Source organism: Floridaenema aerugineum BLCC-F46, from assembly GCF_041929345.1.
Lineage (GTDB): Bacteria > Cyanobacteriota > Cyanobacteriia > Cyanobacteriales > Aerosakkonemataceae > Floridanema > Floridanema aerugineum.
Genome location: NZ_JBHFNQ010000146.1, coordinates 1 through 15,335, shown reverse-complemented (window position 1 = coordinate 15,335; position 15,335 = coordinate 1). Strand labels below are relative to the sequence as shown.

At 39.3% G+C, this 15,335-nt stretch carries 15 protein-coding genes; 8 read left to right on the top strand and 7 right to left on the bottom strand.

The genetic code is table 11. From position 1 onward, the window contains the following. Positions 1-135: 135 nt before the first annotated feature. The 3 genes from ACE1CC_RS19240 to mutL form a co-directional block, all read right to left on the bottom strand. Complete coding sequence (locus ACE1CC_RS19240) at positions 136-549, bottom strand: hypothetical protein (RefSeq protein ID WP_413272048.1); 414 nt, start codon at positions 547-549, stop codon at positions 136-138. Between the two features lie 154 nt (positions 550-703). Next, positions 704-1,774 (bottom strand): pentapeptide repeat-containing protein, encoded by a 1,071-nt coding sequence (locus ACE1CC_RS19235; protein WP_413272047.1) that lies wholly within the window; start codon positions 1,772-1,774, stop codon positions 704-706. Positions 1,775-1,849: 75 nt separating this feature from the next. Continuing rightward, on the bottom strand, positions 1,850-3,532 hold the full coding sequence (gene mutL / locus ACE1CC_RS19230; RefSeq protein ID WP_413272046.1) for a DNA mismatch repair endonuclease MutL: 1,683 nt from the start codon (positions 3,530-3,532) through the stop codon (positions 1,850-1,852). Between the two features lie 446 nt (positions 3,533-3,978). On the opposite strand from mutL, the gene ACE1CC_RS19225 reads away from it, so the two are divergent. Both ACE1CC_RS19225 and ACE1CC_RS19220 read left to right on the top strand, forming a co-directional pair. After that, on the top strand, positions 3,979-4,419 hold the full coding sequence (locus ACE1CC_RS19225) for a rhodanese-like domain-containing protein (protein ID WP_459563883.1): 441 nt from the start codon (positions 3,979-3,981) through the stop codon (positions 4,417-4,419). A 220-nt stretch (positions 4,420-4,639) separates the two neighbouring features. Further along, positions 4,640-5,026, top strand: coding sequence for a rhodanese-like domain-containing protein (locus tag ACE1CC_RS19220; RefSeq protein ID WP_413272044.1), 387 nt, complete (start codon positions 4,640-4,642; stop codon positions 5,024-5,026). A gap of 146 nt (positions 5,027-5,172) precedes the next feature. On the opposite strand, the gene ACE1CC_RS19215 is transcribed toward ACE1CC_RS19220, so the two are convergent. From ACE1CC_RS19215 to ACE1CC_RS19205, 3 genes are all read right to left on the bottom strand, one after another. Further along, on the bottom strand, positions 5,173-5,388 hold the full coding sequence (locus tag ACE1CC_RS19215; protein ID WP_413272043.1) for a hypothetical protein: 216 nt from the start codon (positions 5,386-5,388) through the stop codon (positions 5,173-5,175). A gap of 236 nt (positions 5,389-5,624) precedes the next feature. Continuing rightward, complete coding sequence (locus ACE1CC_RS19210; RefSeq protein ID WP_413272042.1) at positions 5,625-7,355, bottom strand: sensor histidine kinase; 1,731 nt, start codon at positions 7,353-7,355, stop codon at positions 5,625-5,627. A 291-nt stretch (positions 7,356-7,646) separates the two neighbouring features. Then, entirely contained in the window at positions 7,647-8,699 is a 1,053-nt protein-coding gene (locus tag ACE1CC_RS19205) for a chemotaxis protein CheB (RefSeq protein ID WP_413272041.1), read from the bottom strand. A gap of 336 nt (positions 8,700-9,035) precedes the next feature. Here ACE1CC_RS19205 and ACE1CC_RS19200 point away from each other — a divergent pair, with 336 nt between their 5' ends. The 3 genes from ACE1CC_RS19200 to ACE1CC_RS19190 all read left to right on the top strand — a co-directional run bounded on the left by ACE1CC_RS19200 (position 9,036) and on the right by ACE1CC_RS19190 (position 12,078). Next, a complete protein-coding gene (locus tag ACE1CC_RS19200; protein WP_413272040.1) occupies positions 9,036-9,659 on the top strand; it encodes a chemotaxis protein CheB in 624 nt (207 codons plus the stop codon). Then, on the top strand, positions 9,656-11,509 hold the full coding sequence (locus ACE1CC_RS19195) for a CheR family methyltransferase (RefSeq protein WP_413272039.1): 1,854 nt from the start codon (positions 9,656-9,658) through the stop codon (positions 11,507-11,509). The genes ACE1CC_RS19200 and ACE1CC_RS19195 overlap by 4 nt, the downstream gene beginning before the upstream one ends. Before the next feature lie 176 nt (positions 11,510-11,685). Next, positions 11,686-12,078: a hypothetical protein gene (locus tag ACE1CC_RS19190; protein WP_413272038.1), complete on the top strand. Its 393-nt coding sequence runs from the start codon at positions 11,686-11,688 to the stop codon at positions 12,076-12,078. A gap of 5 nt (positions 12,079-12,083) precedes the next feature. On the opposite strand, the gene ACE1CC_RS19185 is transcribed toward ACE1CC_RS19190, so the two are convergent. Then, positions 12,084-12,446, bottom strand: a complete 363-nt coding sequence (locus ACE1CC_RS19185; RefSeq protein WP_413272037.1) for a translation initiation factor — start codon at positions 12,444-12,446, stop codon at positions 12,084-12,086. A 286-nt stretch (positions 12,447-12,732) separates the two neighbouring features. Between ACE1CC_RS19185 and trpB the strand changes: the two genes are divergently transcribed. Genes trpB through ACE1CC_RS19170 form a run of 3 tightly spaced genes read left to right on the top strand, consistent with a single transcriptional unit; the run spans position 12,733 to position 15,164 of the window. Then, on the top strand, positions 12,733-13,989 hold the full coding sequence (trpB, locus tag ACE1CC_RS19180) for a tryptophan synthase subunit beta (protein WP_413272036.1): 1,257 nt from the start codon (positions 12,733-12,735) through the stop codon (positions 13,987-13,989). A 2-nt stretch (positions 13,990-13,991) separates the two neighbouring features. Further along, entirely contained in the window at positions 13,992-14,531 is a 540-nt protein-coding gene (locus ACE1CC_RS19175) for a CAP domain-containing protein (RefSeq protein WP_413272035.1), read from the top strand. A gap of 6 nt (positions 14,532-14,537) precedes the next feature. Further along, positions 14,538-15,164: a ribonuclease D gene (locus tag ACE1CC_RS19170; protein WP_413272034.1), complete on the top strand. Its 627-nt coding sequence runs from the start codon at positions 14,538-14,540 to the stop codon at positions 15,162-15,164. Positions 15,165-15,335: the final 171 nt, after the last annotated feature.

The following is a 15,335-nucleotide window of genomic DNA, read 5'->3' as shown; positions in this document are numbered from 1 at the left end:
GGGAAGCAGAAGTATAACTATCAATTCAAGCTAAAAGTAACTTGTATCCACAAGTGAACAGCTAATTAAATAAATAGGCGTTGCACATCATAAAGTAATGGCAACGCCTATTCCGTTTTTTGGTGGGAAAAATTTTTAGACTATACCTTGTCCCCGATGGCGCAGATCGTTTTCCATCGTTAATTTACCTTGTTCGTCTTCACTTAAATCGTGGATTTCTTGAGCGCGTTCTGCGGTGAGTTCTGCTTCTTGTTCTCTTAAATCTCCGGGTTCGTTGATGTACATTTCTGGTTCGATCGCAAAGTTATTGACCAAACCTTCTTTATCAACAGTATATCCCTGAGTAGTATCAATGCTACCGGAATCTGTTTGGTCGTTAGTTCCCGCTTCTGCTTCCCGTGCTTTGCCAGGAGTAGTTTTGTAAGTATCGCCTTCTCTTTCCTTCCGCGCTGCGGTTTCTGCGGGGATTATATGGGGATCGTAGTTGTCAGATTGGACGCGATCGGATGAATCTGCAACAAAATGTGGGGTTTTATCTTGCTCATTCATAATCTAACTTCCTCAAAATTAAACCTTTGATATTTTCAGAGTAATTTATGGTTTAGTTGAGGAGTAACTGTCTAGGGTGAGAAGTTGCGATCGCTTCCGAATCATCCTTTAGACTAGTAGACAATGGCAGCAAAAAAGTTTATTTTGTAACCGCTTAATAGTGACCTAACAACTCTGAAACCATTCTAGCGTCATTGAGATTAGTATCTCGTAAATCGGCATCATTGAGAATTGCCCCAAACAACTTTGCTTGAGATAAATTCGCCCATCGTAAAACAGCCAAAGTTAAATTAGCATTCTGAAGATTCGCGTTTTTCAGATTAGCACCTTCTAAATTTGCACTGGTTAAATCAGACTTACTTAAATTAGCACCTGTCAAATTTGCATTATAAACATAAGCATTAATTAACTTAGCTCCCGTCAAATTAGCCCCGGTTAAATTAACCATATTCATCAAAGCTTTACTTAAATCTGCATTGGTGAAATTAGCCCTGCTTAAATCCGCCTGACTTAAATTAGCTCCTTGTAAATTAGTGTTGCTCATGTTAGTTTGAATCAGTTTAGCTCCCACTAAAGTCGCTGTTACTAGATTTGTTCCTTTAAAATTGGCATTGGATAAATTAGCATCTTTCAAAGTAGCATCGCCTAAATAAGCTGCACTGAAATCAGCATTAGTTAAGTTAGCGCTTTCCAATTTAGTACCTTCCAAGTCAGCATCATTAAGTTTAGCACCTGACAAATCAGCGGCTCCTAAATTAGCATTAGTTAAGTCAGCTTCCCGCAACACCGCATCTTTTAAAAGGGTATTCATCAGGTTAGCATCTCGCAAATCAGTTCCTCTAAGTTTGGCATCTCGCATTCTCGCACCCCGAAAATTAGCACCTCGCAATTTAGCATCTCGCATCATGACTCCGCGCATTTTGGCATTTTTTAAATTAGCTGATTCTAAATTTGCACCTCTGAGAACTGTATTTTGCAATTGCGCGTCTTGGAGGTTAGCATTTTTTAAATTAGCTCCTTCTAACATGGCACCTGCTAAGTTAGCATTAGTTAAATCTGCACCCTGAAAATTGCCTCCCCGTAAGTCGATTTTACTTAAGTCACAATTAGGACATTTGTTAGTTGCCAATAGTTGTTTAACATGAAGTGGGTTAGCAGCTTGTACGGAAGTTGCTAAAAAGATTGAGGTTAAAGAAATTACCAAACTCCAGATGTGTTTTTTCATAAGAACCTAATGGATATTTCTGCTCAGATCCCCTCAGATCCCCGACTTCACAGAAGAAGTCGGGGATCTTAATAATTAAATACCATGACTTTTGCCAATTACCCAATGTCGGCGGAAAAATCTCGCTAAAGCTGTTTCTTCTAATGATAAAAAAATCGGACGACCGTGAGGACAGGTGCGGGGATGACGGGTGCGCTGCCATTGTTCTATTAATGTTTGCATTTCTGGTAAAGTTAGGGGTGTACCGTTGCGTATGGCGCTGCGACAAGCAACAGCAACTTGCGCTGTTTGTAAGTCTCCTCCTAAGCTTAATTCTCTTAAAGCATCTGCACAATCTGGCCTTTGGGAAAGTAATGCTGGGGCGCTACGAATTGCCCAAATTTGTTCGCCAAAAATTTCTATTTCTAACCCGATGTGTTGTAATTGTTCTAATTGTTGCGGGGAAAGTTGATTGAGAATTATTGGAGGTTCTAAGGGGACTATTTGCCAATGTTGGCAGATTTGTTCGTATAATACTCGTTCGTGGGCGATATGTTGTTCTATTAACCATAATCCGGCGGGGTGTTCTGCTACTATGTAGGTGTTATTGACTTGGGCAACTGCCCGAAGTTCCATTAAGTTAATTTGGTCTTTTTTTGCTGTTTCTGGTTGAATGGTCCGATCGATCTTATAACTAGCTTTCTCTTCAGCAGCAGTGAGTAATTTTCCGACTCTTTGATTATGAGCGGTTTCTGAGATATTATTAGGGTTAAGATTTAATGCTTGTTCGATCGCACTCAATATCTGTTTCTGCAAGTAACTAATACTATGCAGATAAATTTCTGCTTTTGCTGGGTGACGATTCCAATCTATTTGATTGGGAGAAATTTTTAAGTGTAAGAAACAGACAGGAAAGCGATCGCGTGGTAAAGTGCGGGCAAATGCTGTTAAAATAGTTTGTTCTATTTCTGATGATTTAATAATTCTGCCATTTGTTGCCACTTTCACCCAATCAGAACGGCGACGATGACATCTATCTGGTAAACCCAAAACTAATTCTAAATATTCTGAATTTTCCAAATCTGCTAATAATTCTACTTTTAAATGTTGCAAATCTCCTAATTTTAGATCGCGGATAATTTGCGGTAAAATGTCTTGGGCAGTGGTTCCGGGACTAATGGTAAACCAAGGGCGATCGCTTTGTTCAACTTGCCAAGTAATCTGGGGATGACAGATAGCAATTTGGTGAATCATTGCTTGTAACGATCGCATTTGTTGGACAGGAGTTGGTAAACCTTGACGACGCACAGGCCAATTACCGAATAAATTAGAAACAGTGACTATAGTTCCGGGTGCAATGGCGATCGCTTCTTCAATTACGGGTTCTCCCAAGTTATCATATAAAATGCGCCATCCTTCAGAATTGTCGATCGCCCGACTAGCAATTTGTAAATCTGATAATTGCGCTAAACTATGTAAAGCTTCCCCGCGAAAACCTAAAGTAGTAATCTTCCATAAATCATCATAATCATGAATTTTACTAGTACTATGGGCGGTTGCTGCTAAACGCAAATTATCTAAATCCATCCCACAACCATTATCCGCAACTCGAATTCGCCAAAGATCTGCCCAAACAGAAATCACAATTCTCGTTGCACCTGCATCTAAAGAATTTTCTACTAATTCCCGAACAACTGCTGCTAAAGAATCAATTACTTCGCCAGCCGCTATTAAATTTACAACTTCTTTAGGTAAGCTTTGAATAAGGGAAGATGCCATAAAATTAAGTTTAAGGTAAAATCAATTAACTCAACAGTAGAGTAAGTCAGTGATAATCATTGGTGAATAAACTATCTTACAACTTTTTTTACAAGCTTTAGAAATAGTCGATCGCATCTCGCTCCCCAATCATCCCGTCATCATCAGAATTCGCCAAAACTTAGAAGCGTTACGCAGCTTTCATCAACTCCTCTCTACCAAAAGAAAGAGAGTTGTAGGTATCTATACGATCTCCCTGAAGAAAGATTAATTCTGGGCGACAGCTAGCTACATTTCTAGCAGATGTAGTTGAGGAAATAAACATGGAAAATAATCTGGAAAACAACCTGGAAAATATGTCAGATAAAATGCACGACGCGCAAGAAACCGTTAAAGAAAAACTGTCTGACGATATTAAATACTCTGGTGATAAAGTTTCTGAAGCAATTTTAAATGCTAAGGAAAAAATGCCCAATATTATTCCTACTCCTCCGGGAATCAAAGCGCAATCTTCTGCTCACGACTTAAAATCTCGTTTAGAGTGGGGCGAACCAGCATTGACTATTTTGGATGTGCGCGATCGCGAAACCTTCAATAATGGTCATATCATGGGCGCAATGCCGATGCCAATGGAACAATTATCACAAGGTATTGAACCTTCTCCTTCTTTAGCTCTCAACCGTGATATTTACATTTACTCTGACAGTGATGAGCAAACTTCTCAGGCTGCCAGCCAATTTCGTAACTCTGGCTTTGTCAACGTTTCCGAACTCCAAGGTGGTTTAGCCGCATGGAAAGCGATCGGTGGGCCAACTGAAGGTGTCGTTGAGTCGATGACTCCTCCCACCGCAGGCGATTACAACGTAGTCAGCCGGATCTCTGAATCTGCAAAATCTGCAAAGCAGTAATTACTCACACTTGTACCAAGAGGCAGAGCCTCAGTTTTTGTTCCCTGGTTGAACCAGGGAACGAGACGAAAGGAGGTTCTACCTCTTTTAATTCTTTTTTTGCCAAGTTGGATACAAATGCACGAATTATCACTTATGTAAATACTTTTACTATAAAAATTTGCAATATCTGAAATATGTTGTTACATTGCAAGTATTGTCAATGAAGATGTAATGCGCTATGAGCCGGATTTTGGATTTGATTCCTAGCCCCACACCCTTACGGGAGCAATGTTTGGTTTATGACTTGAAAACCCGCCTGGACTGGGGAGAGCCAGCTTTAACGATTATTGATGTGCGCGATCGCAACCAGTTCCGCACCAGCCACATCTTAGGTGCTGTACCGATGCCGATCGACCAATTAGTAGAACGCGCCCGCGCCAGCTTAGAGTTCAACCGCGATATCTATATATATGGTGAGACTGATGAGGAAAGTGCGATCGCCGCTGCCAAACTACGTGCAGCCGGATATATCAACGTATCGCAAATCAGGGGTGGTTTACCTGCATGGAAAGCTGTAGGATATCCGATCGAAGCTATCCCATTTGCCAGCAACCTCTACTTATAAAAATTCCCAATATCATTCACGTAGGACAGGCATCTTGCCTGTCATTCGACTTAAAACCTAACCTCAAAAAACTATTTAGCCCGGTATTTACCGGGCTTTTAATTTGATTCACAGTATTTAAAATTTTGCATTTTAAATTGTTGAGTTCAACAACCCATAGCTTCATAACTCTTGGCTTCTAATTCCAACATAGCATCAATCATTTGTTTGGCATTATAAAGTGATTGACCCATGTTGCTCACCCGGACACCATATTGAATGCCTGCATATTTCCATTGCAGCCACATTTCGCCTTTTCTCTTAAATGGTCGCAGATAAATAGGAATAGCATGATAAGTAGTAACTGGGGTTGATTTAACCATTGTGATAGCTCTCGCTCCTTGACGATTAAGTATGTCTTTGTGACTAACGAGCAGCTTGCACCCCGATTTTTTGCTTGTTTTCACTGTAGTTGACTAATTCATTTATACTTATATATCTAACAATGATTTTGATTTGGTAAATCTATCCTAAGTCCCTAGATAAAAGAGTTTTGGCTCTTTCTACAGATAGAAACATATCTGTAGGAGTAATTCATGAATTACCCCTACGGATATGTTTAACGCGCATAGTACATCGGCAAAGTTACAGTGACAGTTGTTCCTATTCCTACTTCACTTTCTATGGCTATGTTGCCTTTGTGTAATTCTACACACTGTTTTACCACTGATAAACCTAGCCCGATGCCTTCTACCTTACCAACATTGCTACCTCGATAAAACCACTCAAAAATATGAGCTTGTTCTTTTGGGAGAATGCCAATCCCAGAATCTTCAATCCGAAGGATTATTTCTTTACCTTCAGTAATTAAGTCAAATTGAATTTCGCCTCCTTCAGGAGAATAGTTAATAGCGTTAGAGAGGAGGTTTACCAAAATATATCGCAGTAATTTTTTATCCAAGCAGGCGTTAGTATGTTCGCATTTGGCAGAGAAGTTAATTGTGTGTGTTTTCTCTTCACAAAATGGTGCTTCGGCGAGCAGTTTTTGGCAGAATTGTTCTAGATCTAATATCGATCGGCTAACTTGTAATTTTCCTGCTTCTGCTTCACTGATTAATATCAAGTCGTTGAACAACTGGTTAATATGTTTAACACTGGCTTTTAAGTTTTGTAGTTGCTTAGTTTTTCTTTCTGCGCTCCAGTCTTGCGAATAATTGGTCAAAATATCGGCGGAAGCGAAAATGTTAGCTAAAGGTGTGCGAATCTCTTGGGAAACTATGGAGATTAACCGCGCTTTCATTTGATGAAGCTGTCTTTGTTTACAGAGTGCTTTGTTAATCTCTATGGCTATTTGCTTATGTTTACTAATGTCTCTGAAAGTAACTACGACTGCATTACCTTCTATTAGGGAATCATCTTCTAACGGACTGAGGGTATATTCGTAATCAGCTACTCCGTTAATTCCATACAAAGTCAATTCATCTATAATACTGACTTTTGTTGATGCAACTGTTTCTATTTGTTTGTCAAACTTTTCGACTATTTCTGGGGTAAATCCTAAGTCGGGACTAGTTTTCCCAACTATTTCTGTGGCTGCTAAACCAAAAATTTTGGCAGCAGCTGGACTAGCATAGAGGTATTTTCCGGTTTCGTCAATTAGGCAAATTTTAGCTGGCGAAGCGCTGAGAATTCGATCGAGCATTCGCCACTGTTTTTCCATCTCTTCAGCTTGTTTGCGTTGGGAAATATCTTGAATTTGCCAACGCAATCCAATTACATATCCGTAAGTGTTTAGTATTGGTACAGCAATACAAGCGGCTGGTAATGGTTGTTTATTTCTGGGTTGAATTTCTAATTCCCATTCTTGAGTTGTTTTGCTTCTTTTTACGTCAGTTAAATAATTGCGAAACTTGCGCCTTTCTAGATCTGATAAGAATACAATTAACGGTTTGCCAATTAAACGATCGCACCTAACTCCCAATAACTTTTCAGCCGCTTGATTAGCTTCCGTAATTACTCCAGCAACATCTGTCACTATGTAAGCATGAGGTGTAAAATCAAACAATTCTTGATATCGCTGGCGTTCCGATTCCAACAACATTTGCTTAATAGCTAACTCGTCATTTTTCAGGTGCATTTCCTCTAATGCACACTGCAATTCTTGTAAAGTATTACCAAGTTCATGCAAGCTTTCCCTCAGCAATAACTTTTCAGTTTCGGAACTTGTTTCTTCTGCAAAGATCTGCCAAGCTGGGTTGCTTTTACTGGGAAGCTGTTCAGTTTTTTCCCAAAGTTGCTCTAGTTTTTGAATGGCGGCTTCCAGCTGAGTATCAAAGATATCTTCAATCATGATGTTTTTTAAACTTGTTTATTAGAGGAGAATAGTAGAGTTCCTGAAAAAGTGTTGCTGGATTCTTTCTTACAAAATACATCTTAATCAAAATATTCAAGAATTTACTAATATCTTGAATTTATTTATAAATTATTACTGAGATGTATTTTGTACTACAATTTTGGTTTCTTTGGTATAGTTAGGAGCAGTTTCAACTATCTAAAGGAATAAGTAGTTGTATGATAAATTTTCTTTTTTCGTAGCGAGCGCTAATGTTTAAAAAGTTAATCAAACCAGTTTAAGAACAAATTAACCCACATCTGTTTCTAAATCATTGTCTTCGACGTTTGCATCTGTATGCTCAGTATTAATTGTTTCATTTTTGCTTCGCAGTAACACTTGGCGAATTAAATCGGCTTTTGCGTCTGTTTCTTGTGCTCGTTCTGCAAAACGTTTTGCTGTGATCGAATGGTTTTGTGCTTTAGCTCGTTGGGCAAGTTTTTTTGATAAACCTGATTGCTCTTTTAGTGCTCGTAGTGCTACCCAAAGCGCTTGTTCTAATGCGTCTGATTGTTCAGCGAACAAACTGTCTGGGGAAAAAGCGTGTCCGGTGCGACAGCGAAACCGCAAAAAGTTGCTATTTTTTATTTCCCACAAAACGCCACCGCATTCTGGACAACTGTAAGGAGACTCCTTTCCGGGACGCTCTAAGCTTTGTACAGCTTCTGAATCTAACTCTGCCATATCAGTTTCCATTGCTAACTGAGAATCAACTGAGTTATTATTTGTTTCTACTGGTTCGTGAGCTAAAGTAACTAATTTCTCGCCAATTTCAGCAATAGGTAATACATAGTCTACTTGGACATTTTCGATCGCACTCCCTGGCATTCCATCATAAAGCGCTTCTTCGGGATCTTGGACGATCGCTATTCCACCCACTTTTTTTACTGCCAATAAACCTGCTGTCCCATCATCCAGGGAACCAGACAATATTACCCCTACTACTCTGTTAGTATATGCTTGCGCTGCCGAACGAAATAGCGGATCGACGGCTGGGCGGTGACGGTTTTCTTTCGGGCCATGAGCTAAATTAACATATCCTGGTTTAATTAATAAATGAAAGTCTGGAGGCGCAACATAAATATGTCCATGTAAAATGTCCTCTCCGTCTTTAGGATGAGTTGCAGGTAGATGACCACGACGTTGGAAAATTTGTGGTAAAACGCTCTTACTGTGAGCCGCAATATGAATAACTACAAAAACTGCCGCAGGAATATCTGCTGGTAAGCTGCGAACTAATTGAGTTGCTGCCTCTACACCACCTGCTGACGCTCCAATAACTATAATGTCGTGTCCTAGCATTCTTTTAATGGTTAGGGCTTTTTACCCTGTATATGTTAAATAGGATAAGATAAATAATTTGCTTTATACATTAAACTTTAGAAAGATTCACATATTTATTTGGTTTTGTACTGTCAATAGTTTACTAAATAAATTCTTTTTTTTTTTTTTTGAAATTTTAATAACTATGATTTAATTATTAAATATGTTCTTTTCCAATATTTGCCCGGATTTTTTTGTATAATTTACTACTTAAATAAAATGTAAATATTTGTTGGTTACTGGTTGTGGAAAAGTGAAATTTATTAGATATATAATTGCAGGCGGAAAAAATATTGATTTTAGCACTAAGTAACTGTGAGCTACTCAAATGAAAATAATCAATTAAATCAGCCTCAAGGGTTATTCTTTGAAATTGTCGGAATAACTGCATCGTCGGACGGCACAAATGCTATAATTAATATTCTTAAGAAGTTACCAAAAGATTTACCAGTTCCGATTTTAATAGTCAAACATCTAGCTAGTGGCTACAAAAGCTATTTCCCCGGAATTTTTGGTTATCGGACTTTATTAACAGTTAAAGAAGCAGAAATGGGAGAAAAAATCAAGCCTTCTATAGTTTATGTTGCACCGCCAAACTATCATTTATTAGTTAATGCAGATAAAGAAATTTATTTAAGTCAAACGGAAAAAGTAAACGCTGTGCGTCCCTCGGCGGATGTACTATTAAAATCAATTGCAGAAAATTATCAAGGAAGGTCGATCGCAGTAATATTAACAGGTGCAGATGTGGATGGCGCGGAAGGAGTAAAAGCAGTGAAGAACATGGGAGGGACAGTAATTGCTCAAGATCGAGCAACATCAAAAGTGTTCGGGATGCCTGGATCGGCAATTGCCACAGGATGTGTTGACTTTATTTTGCCAATTGATAAAATAGCAGAAGCGATCGTTAATTTGCTACATAAAGGAGCGATCGAATGAACAAACCCACACCAGAGCAAGACCCAGAATTTGAAGCCTTATTACAGTATTTAAAACGCAATCGGGGATTTGATTTTACAGGTTATAAACGCCCTAGTTTAATGCGTTTAATGCGAAAGCGCATTCAACGAGTAGGGGTGGAAAGTTTCAATGATTATTTAGATTATTTGCAAGTACACCCAGGCGAACTAAACATACTTTTCGATACGTTATTACTGAACGTTACTAACTTTTTCCGTGATGCAACAGCTTGGGAAGTTTTAGCAACAGAAATCATTCCCCGAATTCTGGAAGCTAAACCAAACAACGAACCGATTCGAGTTTGGAGTGCTGGTTGTGCATCTGGAGAAGAGGCATATACTATTGCTATTATATTAGCAGAAGCTTTAGGAGCAGAAGCTTTTAGAAATCGGGTAAAAATATATGCAACCGATTTAGATGAAGAAGCTTTAGTACAAGGTCGGCAAGCAACTTACACTGCAAAAGCTTTAGAAACTGTACCACAAGAACTGCGGAAAAAATACTTTGAAGCTTCGGGAAATAACTATACTTTTCGCACCGATTTAAGACGTTGCGTAATTTTTGGTCGCCATGACTTAGTTCATGATGCGCCAATTTCCCGCTTAGATTTATTAGTGTGTCGCAACACTTTGATGTATTTTAATGCAGATATTCAAGCGAGGATTTTAGCAAGATTTCACTTTGCTTTAAGTGATACGGGGTTTTTGTTTGTCGGCAAAGCTGAAATGTTGCTAACACACGCTAATCTTTTTCAACCAGCAAACTTGAAATATCGCATTTTTTCTAGAGTACCAAGGATTAGTTTACGCGATCGATTATTAATTATGGCAGAATCGGGTAACACCGAAGCCAGTACGCAATTAGTAGGAAATATGCGTTTAAAAGACGAAGCTTTTGAGTCTTTGCCAGTGGCTCAAATAGTAGTAGATCTTCAGGGCAATATAGTATTAGCTAATCGCCAAGCTAGAGTATTATTTAATTTAAGTACGCAAGATTTAGGTCGTCCGTTACAGGATTTAGAGTTATCATATCGTCCGGTAGAATTGCGATCGCGAATTCAACAAGCATACACCGAACGCCGCACTGTTACTATATCAGAAATAGAATTAATTCGCAGCGAAGAGAACATTCTATATTTAGAAATTCAAGTAGTACCTTTATTAGATAACTCCGCTGATGCACTTGGGGTAACGATCGTATTTCAAGATATCACTCGCTACAACGAATTAGAGCGAGAATTACAGCGTTCCACCCAAGAATTAGAAACCGCTTACGAAGAATTACAAAGCACCAATGAAGAATTAGAAACAACCAACGAAGAATTACAAAGTACCAACGAAGAATTAGAAACAACCAACGAAGAATTACAAAGCACCAACGAAGAATTGGAGACAATGAACGAAGAACTCCAATCAGCAAACGAAGAATTACAAACAACTAATGATGAACTTCGCCAACGTACAGAAGAACTCAACCGAGTCACCATATTTATGGAATCAATATTAACTAGTTTGCGCGTTGGCATGATAGTTTTAGATAATAGACTCAGCGTTCAACTTTGGAACGGAAGAGCCGAAGAGTTATGGGGTTTACGCGCCGAAGAAGCTGTAGAACGTTTCTTTTTTGACTTAGATATTGGTTTACCAGTTGAACAATTACGCGGACTAATTCGCGCTTGTCAAACTGGAAATAGTGAAGAACACACAACTGTTGTCAATGCGGTAAACCGTCGCGGGAGAAATATTCGTTGTCGAGTAATTTGTACATCCTTAATTGTAGAAAATCGACCAGAAGGTGTCATTCTATTGATAGATGAAAGACAGGATTAAAGTAAGGAAAATTAGAAATATTAAGCCGATGTTTGAAAAGAGTCTGGCGATTAAAATCGCGACTACACAAACCAAGTCCGCCTACGCGGACTTTTAACCTGCGAAGGCAGGTTTTGTCTGTATAGCCCCGACTTTAGTCGGAGGGCTGAATATAATTACTTACCCAAACTAAAATTATGTCTGAAGAACAGCAATATATCGCTAAACTAATCGAAAAACACGCTCAGAAAAGTTTCCAACACGGCGAATCAGTAGAATCGCTGGGAAAATCAATTCAAGAAAACGCTCGTTCAATTGAAGAGCAAGAACATGGTAAATCTATTGAAGAAAAAGGAAAGTTGATTCAGCAAAAAGCCAAAGTAGTCGAGCAACATGGAAAGGTAGCCGGAAATTATGCTAAATCATCAGTAGAACATTCAAATGAGGCAACCGAAGAGCACGTTCAAGCAACCGCAGAACACATTCAAGCCACAATAGAACACATTCAAGCTACCAGGGAATTAATTAAACTATCTCAAGATACTTTAGATCGATCGCAAAGTCACGCTGACAAATTAAAAAATGACTAACAATTTTAACCGCCACTAATTTTGGCTTTGTAACCCAAGCTTTTGAGGATTTCGAGAATTTTTTGTTTGTGTTCGCCTTGAAGTTCGATCGAATTTTCCTTAACAGTTCCCCCAGCACCGCATTGAGTTTTTAACTTTTTAAGTAAGTCCGCCAAAGTTTCCGGTTTCGCTTGAAAACCAGTAATTACTGTAACAGTTTTCCCCTTGCGTCCTTTGCTAGAAGCTTGCACCCGTAAATCCTGTTGATTTGGCGGTAATTCTTGAATTGCCCTTTCAAAAGCAGCAGAATTACTTTGGTTGCCAAATTCAGAATAAACAACACGATTTTCATTATTTTGAGAATCGGAATTTTTACCTTTAGAAGACATAAATTTCACCTAAACTATTAAACTAGGTACGTTGTTGGGCTTTAGCCCTACTACGACTGAAGTCGCCACAACGAACTTTAGATTTTTTACCACAGATGTCCACAGATGAACACAGATGAACACAGATGTAAGATAGAGATTTAAGATTGAGAATTAAAACCTAATTTTAAAACTCTCCCCTTGTCCCCTTGTCCCCTTGTCCCCTTGTCCCCAGGAGCTCCCCTGCTCCCTTACTCCCTCGATCGTAGTACATTGGGAGAAGTTGAAATTTTTTTCCGAAATCACTGTGACACTGACCCCTATTAATCCCCAACAAAGTAACAACGCGACACAAGTACCCGACGCATTAGGACGTTTTGGACGTTTTGGCGGCAAATATGTGCCGGAAACATTAATGCCTGCTTTAAGCGAGTTAGAAGCAGCATTTCAGAAATATTGCGCTGATGCAGACTTCCAAAATGAACTTCAGCAATTACTAAAAGACTACGTTGGTCGTCCCACACCTTTATATTTTGCCGAACGTCTCACCGCCCATTATGCCCGACCCGATGGCAGCGGCGCACAAATTTATTTAAAACGGGAAGATTTGAACCACACCGGAGCGCATAAAATTAATAATGCCCTAGCTCAGGTATTGCTGGCAAAACGCATGGGCAAACAAAGAATCATTGCTGAAACTGGCGCGGGTCAACATGGCGTAGCAACAGCAACCGTTTGCGCTAGATTTGGTTTAAACTGCATCATTTATATGGGCGTTCACGACATGGAACGTCAAGCGTTAAATGTGTTTCGGATGCGGTTAATGGGTGCCGAAGTTCGTCCAGTCTCCGCAGGAACGGGAACGCTCAAAGATGCGACTTCGGAAGCGATACGCGACTGGGTGACGAACGTCGAAACTACACATTACATTTTAGGTTCGGTAGCGGGACCCCATCCTTACCCGATGTTAGTCAGAGATTTTCAGGCGATTATTGGTCAAGAAACTCGCGCCCAAGCATTAGAAAAATGGGGAGTTTTGCCCGATATTCTCCTCGCTTGCGTCGGTGGTGGGTCAAATGCAATGGGATTATTTGCCGATTTTGTCAAAGAAACAAGCGTCCGTTTGATTGGCATCGAAGCAGCGGGTGAAGGTGTGGACACAGGAAAACACGCCGCCACCTTGACAAAAGGACAAATTGGTGTATTGCACGGTGCGATGAGCTATTTGCTGCAAGACGAGGAAGGTCAAGTAATTGAACCGCACTCAATTAGTGCTGGTTTAGATTACCCTGGAGTAGGGCCTGAACATAGTTATTTAAAAGATTCCGGGCGGGCTGAGTATTACAGCGTAACAGATGATGAAGCGCTAGAAGCATTTCAGCGGCTTTCGCGTTTGGAAGGGATTATTCCGGCGTTAGAAACTGCTCATGCGATCGCGTTTTTAGATAAACTTTGTCCTCAGCTAAGTGGTAATCCCCGGATAGTAATTAACTGTTCTGGACGTGGTGATAAGGATGTGCAAACTGTAGCGAAATTCTTAAATTCAACTGAATCATCACAATAATAATGTTCAGAAAAGTCAGCAAAATTGCTTTCGGAAGCTTATTTCTGGTTGTAGGACTGAGTGGCTGTATTTTTATTAGCGAGTTTGACTCATCTATGCAACCAGAAATTTTTCAAGATAACTCGGAAATTGTTGCCCAAAACCCCAATACACTTACTAATTTAGAAAGGTCAATTCACGAACAGGTAAATAAGTATCGTCAATCGCAAAAACTCCCACCTTTAACATTAAATTCGGCAATTACTCAACAATCAAGATTGCATAGTCAAGCAATGGCAAATGGGAAAGTTCCCTTTAGTCATCAAGGATTTGAACAGCGAGTAAATGCGATCGAAAAATCCGTTTCTTACAATAGTGCTGGGGAAAATGTCGCCTACAATCAAGGATACAAAGATCCGGCTACCCAAGCAGTGCAAGGATGGTTAAAAAGTCCAGGTCACTTGAAGAATATTCGGGGTAATTTTAACTTAACTGGAATAGGGGTTGCACAGAATAGCAAAGGGGAATATTATTTCACACAGATTTTCATTCGCAGCCGTTAACAATTTATGGAATTAGAAGACTTTCAAGTTTGCGATCGCGACCTGCCCGACGATTTATTATCCCATTATCTGCAAGCATCAGCCGTAGCTGTGGATACAGAAACAATGGGGTTGTTACCGTTGCGCGATCGCTTATGTTTGGTACAATTATTTTGTCCCGGTTTCATCACCGTAATTCGCATCGCCAAAGGACAACTAGAAGCACCAAACCTAAAACAATTAATGGAAGCAACTAGCATCACCAAAGTCTTCCACTTTGCCAGATTCGACGTAGCCCAATTACGGTACAACTTAGGAATTCAAGTAACACCAATCTTTTGTACAAAAATAGCCAGTAAACTAGCCAGAACCTACACCCAAAGACACGGATTAAAAGACCTAATCCAAGAACTAGAACAAATAGAACTAGATAAAAGTGCCCAAAGTTCCGACTGGGGAAACGCCGCCAACTTAAGCAACGAACAACTACGTTACGCCGCCAACGACGTGCGTTATTTATTAAGTGCAAAAGAAAAACTAATCACAATGCTAAAAAGAGAAGAACGTTGGGAATTAGCCCAAGAATGTTTTCAAGCATTACCCACAATTGTACAACTCGACCTACTACAATTTAAAGACATATTTGAACACTAACTATGTGAAAAATCTTATAAGTACGTTGTTGGGGGGTATAGAAAAAATTGTGAGATAAAAAGAACAAAAAAAAAAATAAAAAAAAAAAAATTTATGGTGTTTTATATATAAAATTTTTAAAAAAAAAATAGAAAAAAAAAAAAAAAAAAAAAAAAACCACAAAAAAAATAA

Excerpts from the sequence above, each read along its gene's own strand:
- ACE1CC_RS19240 (WP_413272048.1), bottom strand. The coding sequence starts at position 549 with ATGAATGAGCAAGATAAAACCCCACATTTTGTTGCAGATTCATCCGAT.
- ACE1CC_RS19235 (WP_413272047.1), bottom strand. The coding sequence starts at position 1,774 with ATGAAAAAACACATCTGGAGTTTGGTAATTTCTTTAACCTCAATCTTT.
- mutL (WP_413272046.1), bottom strand. The coding sequence starts at position 3,532 with ATGGCATCTTCCCTTATTCAAAGCTTACCTAAAGAAGTTGTAAATTTA.
- ACE1CC_RS19225 (WP_459563883.1), top strand. The coding sequence starts at position 3,979 with ATGCCCAATATTATTCCTACTCCTCCGGGAATCAAAGCGCAATCTTCT.
- ACE1CC_RS19220 (WP_413272044.1), top strand. The coding sequence starts at position 4,640 with ATGAGCCGGATTTTGGATTTGATTCCTAGCCCCACACCCTTACGGGAG.
- ACE1CC_RS19215 (WP_413272043.1), bottom strand. The coding sequence starts at position 5,388 with ATGGTTAAATCAACCCCAGTTACTACTTATCATGCTATTCCTATTTAT.
- ACE1CC_RS19210 (WP_413272042.1), bottom strand. The coding sequence starts at position 7,355 with ATGATTGAAGATATCTTTGATACTCAGCTGGAAGCCGCCATTCAAAAA.
- ACE1CC_RS19205 (WP_413272041.1), bottom strand. The coding sequence starts at position 8,699 with ATGCTAGGACACGACATTATAGTTATTGGAGCGTCAGCAGGTGGTGTA.
- ACE1CC_RS19195 (WP_413272039.1), top strand. The coding sequence starts at position 9,656 with ATGAACAAACCCACACCAGAGCAAGACCCAGAATTTGAAGCCTTATTA.
- ACE1CC_RS19190 (WP_413272038.1), top strand. The coding sequence starts at position 11,686 with ATGTCTGAAGAACAGCAATATATCGCTAAACTAATCGAAAAACACGCT.
- ACE1CC_RS19185 (WP_413272037.1), bottom strand. The coding sequence starts at position 12,446 with ATGTCTTCTAAAGGTAAAAATTCCGATTCTCAAAATAATGAAAATCGT.
- ACE1CC_RS19175 (WP_413272035.1), top strand. The coding sequence starts at position 13,992 with ATGTTCAGAAAAGTCAGCAAAATTGCTTTCGGAAGCTTATTTCTGGTT.
- ACE1CC_RS19170 (WP_413272034.1), top strand. The coding sequence starts at position 14,538 with ATGGAATTAGAAGACTTTCAAGTTTGCGATCGCGACCTGCCCGACGAT.